Here is a 6,492-nt window from a genome sequence, read left to right as displayed (position 1 = left end):
GACGGCCTTGTGCGCCGTCGTCGTCTGCCTCCGGCTGCCGGGGTCCCGGCCGGCGGCCCCCGCCGCGCGCGCGGCGGGGCCGGACGTCGGCCTGGGGACCGTGCTGCGCGACCGGCGCTTCATGGGCGTCGTCGGCCTGTCCTTCCTCGTCGCGCTCGTCTTCCAGCAGGGGTCGGTCGGTCTGCCCGTCGCCATGGGCCGGGCCGGGTTCACGCCCGCCGACTACGGCATGGCGATCGCGGTCAACGGCATCCTGATCGTCGCCCTCCAGATCCCGGTCACCCGGCTCATCGAGCGCCGGGACCCCAAGCGGCTGCTGGTCCTCTCGTCGCTGCTGGCCGGGTACGGGTTCGGGCTCACCGTCTTCGCCGGGTCGGTCGGCGTCTTCGCGCTCACCGTCTGCGTCTGGACCCTCGGCGAGATGATCAACGCGCCGACCCAGACCGGGCTCGTCGTCCGGCTGTCCCCGGTGCACGGGCGCGGCCGCTACCAGGGCGTGTACACCCTGTCCTGGTCCGTCGCGGCCCTCGTCGCCCCGCTGATGTCCGGCGCGGTCATCGACCACCTCGGCGCCGGGTGGCTGTGGGGGTCCTGCGCGGCCGTCGGCACGGCGGCCGGGATCGGCTACGGGGCGCTGATGCGGCGCCTGCCCGCCCAGGAGGACACGGCGGCGGAGACGGACGCGGTCGAGGCGGCGTCCGGCCCCGCCGAGCCCGAGGTCAGCGCGGCCTGAGTCACCACGGCGGGGACAAGGGCGCCAAGGGCGCTCACGGGCACTTGCAGATGCCTACGGGTGCATCCGTGCCCCCTTCAGCACCTTGTCCACCGCGTTCCTCGGGCCGTGCACCGCCAGCCCCACCAGGTCCAGGTCGCCGGTCCGCACCGCCCGCACCGCCGCCCGGTTGTCGCGGTCGTTGCCCGTGCCGAACAGGTCGGACGTGAACACGGCACGCGGCAGGGCTCGCGACAGGGCCTTGCCGTGTGCCGCCGTCAGCGTCTCCTTCGTGCCCTCGAAGACCAGGACCGGCTGGCGGAACATCGGCAGGTAGGACACCTCGTCGGCGTCCTCGTACGGCTCGCCGATCACCTCCGGGACGGCGGTGCCGAGGCCGCTGACCAGGAAGGCGGTGACGTTCAGACGCTGCCAGGGCTCCAGGTCCTCGCGGAGCAGCACGGCGATCTTGGTGTCGAAGCGGACGGGACCCGCGGTCGGTTCGGTGTTCATGGGATGAGACTGCCCGGCGTCCGGACACCGCGTCTTGTACGTTCTTTGCGTGGCCGCCGTCCCGCCCGAAGTCTCCGCCTGGCGCCCGCGCATCCCGGGTGTCGTGGAGGTCTTCCACGCCCACTTCACCGAGTACGCGTACCCCATGCACGTCCACGAGGCCTGGACGCTGCTGATCGTCGACGACGGGGCCGTGCGCTACGACCTCGACCGGCACGAGCACGGCACCCCGCACGACACCGTCTCGCTGCTGCCGCCGCACGTCCCGCACAACGGCTCGCCGGCCACCCCGCACGGCTTCCGCAAGCGGGTCCTGTATCTCGACGCAACCCACCTCGGGGAGGATCTCATCGGCCCCGCCGTCGACGGGCCCGACCTGCGGGATCCCGTACTGCGGCGCCGGGTCGGGCAGTTGCACGGTGTGCTCGGGCACCCCGGTGACGAGCTGGAGGCCGAGAGCAGGCTGTCGCTCATCGGGGAACGGCTGCGGGCCCACCTCGAGCCTCGCGCCGCGGCGCGGCGCCCGCCGCGCGATCCCGCCCTCGCCCGCTCCCTGCGCGAGCTGCTCGACGAGCGCGTCACGCGCGGGCTGGTCCTGGACGAGGCGGCGCGGTTGCTGCACACCCACCCCGCCCACCTGGTGCGGGCGTTCAGCACCGCCTATGGCATCGCGCCGCACCAGTACCTGATGTCCCGGCGTGTCGAGCGCGCCCGCCGGCTGCTGCTGGAGGGGCTGCCGCCGGGCGAGGTGGCCCCGGTCACCGGGTTCTACGACCAGGCGCACCTCACCCGGCACTTCAAGCGGCTGGTGGGGGTCACGCCCGGGCGTTACCGGCTCAGTTCGAGAGACCGAGCGGAACGAGCGCGCGTCAGTCGGCCGGACGCTGCGTCAGATGCGTGAACGCCTCGAGGTTCCGGGTGGATTCGCCGCGGGACACGCGCCAGGCGTACTCCCGGCGGATCGCGGAGGCGAAGCCCAGCTCCAGCAGGGTGTTGAAGGCGCCGTCGGCCGCCTGAAGGACCTGACCGAGGAGCCGGTCGATCTCCTCGGCGGTGACGGAGGCCAGCGGCAGCCGGGCGGTGACGTAGACGTCGCCGAGCCGGTCGACGGCGTAGGCCACGCCGTACATCTTGAGGTTGCGCTCCAGCAGCCAGCGGTGGACGCCCGCCTCGTTCTCGTCGGGGTGGCGGATGACGAAGGCGTTCAGCGACAGGGAGTGACGGCCCACCAGGAAGGAGACCGTCGTGGAGAGCTTGCGGGTGCCGGGGAGCCTGACCACGTAGTTCCCGGGCTCGGGACTCTCCCACTCCAGCTCGGCGTCCTTGAAGACGGCCTCGAGGGTCTGCCCGGCCTTTTCCACATCACCCATGCTGGGAGCGTACGCGACGGCGATGCGCCTGCAACGCGGCCGTGTAGACCTCGGCCGTGGCCGCCGCCGAGGCGTCCCAGCCGAAGGACCGCGCGTGCCGGGCGGCGGCGGCGCCCATCCGCTCCGAGCGTCCCGGCTCGTCGGCGAAGCCGCGCAGGACCCGCGCGTAGGCGGCCGGGTCGTGGCCCTGGACGAGGAATCCGGTCTCGCCGTCGCGCACGGCCACCGGCAGGCCGCCGACCGCCGCCGCCAGTACCGGCGTCCCGGCGGCCTGCGCCTCGATCGCGACCAGGCCGAACGACTCGCTGTAGGAGGGCATGACCAGCACGGACGCGGCCCGGAACCAGTCGGCGAGCTGGTCCTGCCCGACGGGCGGGCGGAACCGTACGACGTCGGCGATGCCGAGCCGGGCCGCGAGCTTCTGCAGGCCCTCCGGCTTGGCCAGGCCGCTGCCGCTGGGGCCGCCCACGACGGGGACGACGATTCGCGAGCGCAGCTCCGGCCGTTCGTCGAGGAGGACGCCCACGGCCCGCAGCAGCACGTCGGGGGCCTTGAGCGGCTGGATGCGGCCGGCGAAGAGCGGGATCAGGGCGTCCCGTGGCAGCCCGAGGCGCTCGCGGGCGGCGGCGCGGGCGCTCCGGGCGTCCTCCGGACAGAAGCCGCCGGTGCCCGTGGGGAAGGGGCGGAAGCGGGCGAGGTTCACACCGGGGTGGACCACGGCGACCTTGGCCGGGTCGGCGGCGTAGTGCCGTACCAGCTCCTCGGCCTCCTCGTCGGTGTTGGCGATCAGCCGGTCGGCGGCGGCGACGATCTGGGTCTCGCCGATGACGCGGGCGGCCGGCTCGGGCGTGTCGCCGTCGGCCAGGTTGGCGTTCTTGACCTTGGCCATGGTGTGCATGGCGTGCACCAGGGGCACGCCCCAGCGCTGCGCGGCGAGCCAGCCGACGTGGCCGGAGAGCCAGTAGTGCGAGTGCACCAGGTCGTAGTGGCCGGGGCGGTGGCCCGCCCAGGCCTGCATCACGCCGTGGGTGAAGGCGCACAGCTGGGCCGGCAGGTCCTCCTTGGCCAGGCCCTCGTAGGGACCGGCGTCGACGTGCCGGACGAGGACGCCGGGCGCCAGCTGGACGGCGGGCGGGAGGCCGCCCTCGGTCGCCCGGGTGAAGACCTCCACCTCGATGCCGAGCGCGGCCAGGCGCTGGGCGAGCTCCACGATGTAGACGTTCATGCCGCCGGCGTCGCCCGTGCCGGGCTGGTGCAGCGGGGAGGTGTGCACGGAGAGCATGGCGACGCGCCGGGGCCGGCGGTGCAGCCGCAGCCGGGTGGGCGCCGCCGGGGAGCGCCGCCCGAGCCTGCTGACGTACTGGCTCACGTGGCGTTCCTCCTTGCTGCGGCCCTGCGGGACGAGGGGCGCGGTGCACCCCTCAAGCGCCAACGCGCCAGGTCGCGGGTGCATTTCCGCTGCCGGTTCCTTTGCCCAATCATTACTCGATCTCGCTCAACCGTTCGACGCCGGGGTGCGTACCGCGCTCGACCGGTTCCGCCGTTCCCCGGTGGGGACCGTGGTCTGCGTCACATGGCGCACGGATCGTGCACATCGGGCATCGAGTGCCCCCATACCCTCGTATCCATGACATCCCGCGCCGCGACCCTCCCCGACCCTCGGCTTCGCCCGAGCGGGGGGACCCCCGTCGTGGGAACCGTGACACGCGGGACGACCAACCCCAACCGGCTGCGCCGCATGGACCGCTGGATCGCTGCCGTGCACGGCGCCGAGCTGCGCCGCGCCGCCGATCCGGTGGCCGTCGACCTCGGCTACGGCGCCGCCCCGTGGACGGCGGTCGAGCTGCTGCACCGGCTGCGCACCGTCGCTCCCCGCACGCGCGTGGTGGGCGTCGAGATCGAACCGGCCCGGGTGGCGGCGGCCCGGCCCTACGAGCGCGACGGGCTCGCCTTCCGGCACGGCGGCTTCGAGGTGCCCGTCCCCCGGCGCCCGCAGCTCATCCGCGCGGCGAACGTGCTGCGGCAGTACGACGAGGGCGAGGTCGCCGCCGTCTGGGAGCGGCTGTGCGCGCGGCTCGCCCCGGCGGACGGGCACTCGCGCGGGGGTCTGCTCGTCGAGGGCACCTGCGACGAGATCGGCCGGCGGCACGTGTGGGTCGCGCTCGGCCCGGAAGGCCCCCGCACGGTCACCTTCGCCACCCGTCTCGGCTCCCTGCACCGCCCCTCGGACCTCGCCGAACGCCTCCCCAAGGCGCTCATCCACCGCAACGTCCCGGGCGAGCCGGTGCACGCGTTCCTGCGTGACTTCGACCACGCCTGGGCGGCCGCCGCGCCCTACGCCTCCTACGGCGCCCGTCAGCGCTGGATGCGGGCGGTGCGCGACCTCGCGGCCGACTGGCCGGTGACGGACGGGCCGGTGCGGTGGCGCCAGGGGGAAGTGACGGTCGCCTGGCGGGCGTTGGCACCACGCGGCTGACCTGCGGGGAACGATCTTCGCGAGTCGTTCGTCACAGAGGCGGGAAGAGCGCCGGTCGCGGGGCAGGCATGAGGGGGGGTTGGGCATGCCCGGCCGCTGTCGCCCGGCCTCTGTTGCTTTGGGCGGATGCATGGCACGATCCCCCGGGCAGCGTAAGTTACTGACGGTTAATCAGGTGGGGGCTGAGGTATGGGACGGGGCAGGCGAAGTGCACTCACGGCGGCCGTGACCGTGGTCTGCGCGGTCACGGTACTGGGGGCATCGGGCACGGCGTTCGCGAGCGCGCAGCAGCCCACCCCGCGTCCGGCACCCACCGCGTCCGCATCCACCTCCGCCTCCGCCTCCGCCTCCTCTTCGTCCTCTTCGTCCTCCCCGTCCTCTTCCTCGGACGATCCCGCCTCCCCCTCGGACGACCTCGACAAGGACCTGGAGGCCGTCCGCACCAAGCTGGACACGCTCTACCACGACGCGGCCGTCGCCACGGAGGCCTACAACGCCGCCGAGGAGAAGAGCAAGAAGCAGTCCGCCGAGATCGTCGACCTGGCCCGGAAGATCGTCGACGGACAGAAGAAGCTGGACCGGCTGAAGGACCGCGCCGGCGCCGCGGCCCGCGCCCAGTACCGCACGGGCGGGCTGCCGCCACAGGCCCAGCTGATGCTCAGCGACGACCCGCAGAGTTTCCTCGACGGCGCCGGACGGGTGCTGGAGGGCGAGCACGCGGCCAAGGGCCTGATCCGGGAAATGACCCGCACCCAGCAGGACTTGGAGCAGTACGCCGACGACGCCAACGACCGCTGGGAGCAGCTGGAGGCCAACCGCAAGGAGAAGGCCAAGGCGAAGAAGCGGATCCAGCAGCGGATCAAGGAGGCGGAGAAGCTTCAGGCCAAGCTGGAGAAGCGGCAGCGCGAGCGCCTGGCGCAGCTGGAGAAGCAGGCCGCCCAGCGGGCGCAGACCGCCTGGGTGGGCACCGGGATCCTCAAAGAGGTCCGCGGCAAGGCCTCCGCGGCGGGGCGCGAGGCGGTGGAGTTCGCCACGGCCCAGATCGGCAAGCCGTACGAGTGGGGCGCCGAGGGGCCGAAGACGTTCGACTGCTCCGGGCTGACCTCGCAGGCCTGGGCGGCGGCCGGCCGGCCCATCCCGCGCACCTCGCAGGAGCAGTGGAAGCAGCTCAGGCACGTGGACATCAAGGACATGCGCCCGGGCGACCTGATCATCTACTTCGACGACGCCACCCATGTCGCGATGTACGTCGGGGACGGCGCGATCATCCACGCCCCGCGCCCGGGTCGGACGGTGACTCTCGCGGGGGCCGGTGAGATGCCGATCCTCGGGGTCGTACGGCCGGACGCGGATTGAGGTTCTCCGCCGTTCGGACCCCGGTGACCTGTGCCATGTGACGCACCCCACCCGGGTTCGAGATC

The 6,492-nt window shown here is 73.4% G+C and carries 7 protein-coding genes; 4 read left to right on the top strand and 3 right to left on the bottom strand.

The window, feature by feature from the left end; genetic code table 11:
* Window positions 1–733: MFS transporter (locus R2S09_RS31030; RefSeq protein ID WP_316744595.1), on the top strand; the 733-nt coding region annotated here is incomplete at its 5' end.
* 54 nt (window positions 734–787) lie between these two features.
* On the opposite strand, the gene R2S09_RS31025 is transcribed toward R2S09_RS31030, so the two are convergent.
* Window positions 788–1,225 (bottom strand): DUF2000 domain-containing protein, encoded by a 438-nt coding sequence (locus R2S09_RS31025; RefSeq protein WP_306191406.1) that lies wholly within the window; start codon window positions 1,223–1,225, stop codon window positions 788–790.
* A gap of 49 nt (window positions 1,226–1,274) precedes the next feature.
* Between R2S09_RS31025 and R2S09_RS31020 the strand changes: the two genes are divergently transcribed.
* On the top strand, window positions 1,275–2,126 hold the full coding sequence (locus R2S09_RS31020; protein ID WP_316744593.1) for an AraC family transcriptional regulator: 852 nt from the start codon (window positions 1,275–1,277) through the stop codon (window positions 2,124–2,126).
* On the opposite strand, the gene R2S09_RS31015 is transcribed toward R2S09_RS31020, so the two are convergent.
* A complete protein-coding gene (locus tag R2S09_RS31015; RefSeq protein ID WP_306191404.1) occupies window positions 2,095–2,595 on the bottom strand; it encodes a YbjN domain-containing protein in 501 nt (166 codons plus the stop codon). The two genes, R2S09_RS31020 and R2S09_RS31015, sit on opposite strands and share 32 nt — an antisense overlap.
* Window positions 2,588–3,964 (bottom strand): D-inositol-3-phosphate glycosyltransferase, encoded by a 1,377-nt coding sequence (mshA, locus tag R2S09_RS31010; protein WP_316744591.1) that lies wholly within the window; start codon window positions 3,962–3,964, stop codon window positions 2,588–2,590. Before mshA ends, R2S09_RS31015 begins: the two co-directional genes overlap by 8 nt.
* A gap of 321 nt (window positions 3,965–4,285) precedes the next feature.
* Between mshA and R2S09_RS31005 the strand changes: the two genes are divergently transcribed.
* Together R2S09_RS31005 and R2S09_RS31000 are read left to right on the top strand one after the other, a co-directional pair.
* The gene (locus R2S09_RS31005) at window positions 4,286–5,071 is read left to right on the top strand and encodes a class I SAM-dependent methyltransferase (protein WP_316744589.1); all 786 of its coding nucleotides are present in this window, start codon (window positions 4,286–4,288) and stop codon (window positions 5,069–5,071) included.
* Window positions 5,072–5,260: 189 nt separating this feature from the next.
* Window positions 5,261–6,427 carry an NlpC/P60 family protein gene (locus R2S09_RS31000; RefSeq protein WP_316744588.1) on the top strand — a complete coding sequence of 389 codons (1,167 nt, stop codon included), beginning with the start codon at window positions 5,261–5,263 and terminating at the stop codon, window positions 6,425–6,427.
* The last annotated feature ends 65 nt before the right edge of the window (window positions 6,428–6,492 follow it).

The organism is Streptomyces sp. MK7 (genome assembly GCF_032658145.1).
Lineage (GTDB): Bacteria > Actinomycetota > Actinomycetes > Streptomycetales > Streptomycetaceae > Streptomyces > Streptomyces spiralis.
Note: the sequence above shows the minus strand (reverse complement) of the source record. Positions and strands in the feature narration are given on the sequence as shown.

Coding starts and splice junctions, on each gene's coding strand:
- R2S09_RS31025 (WP_306191406.1), bottom strand. CDS start 1,225: ATGAACACCGAACCGACCGCGGGTCCCGTCCGCTTCGACACCAAGATC.
- R2S09_RS31015 (WP_306191404.1), bottom strand. CDS start 2,595: ATGGGTGATGTGGAAAAGGCCGGGCAGACCCTCGAGGCCGTCTTCAAG.
- R2S09_RS31000 (WP_316744588.1), top strand. CDS start 5,261: ATGGGACGGGGCAGGCGAAGTGCACTCACGGCGGCCGTGACCGTGGTC.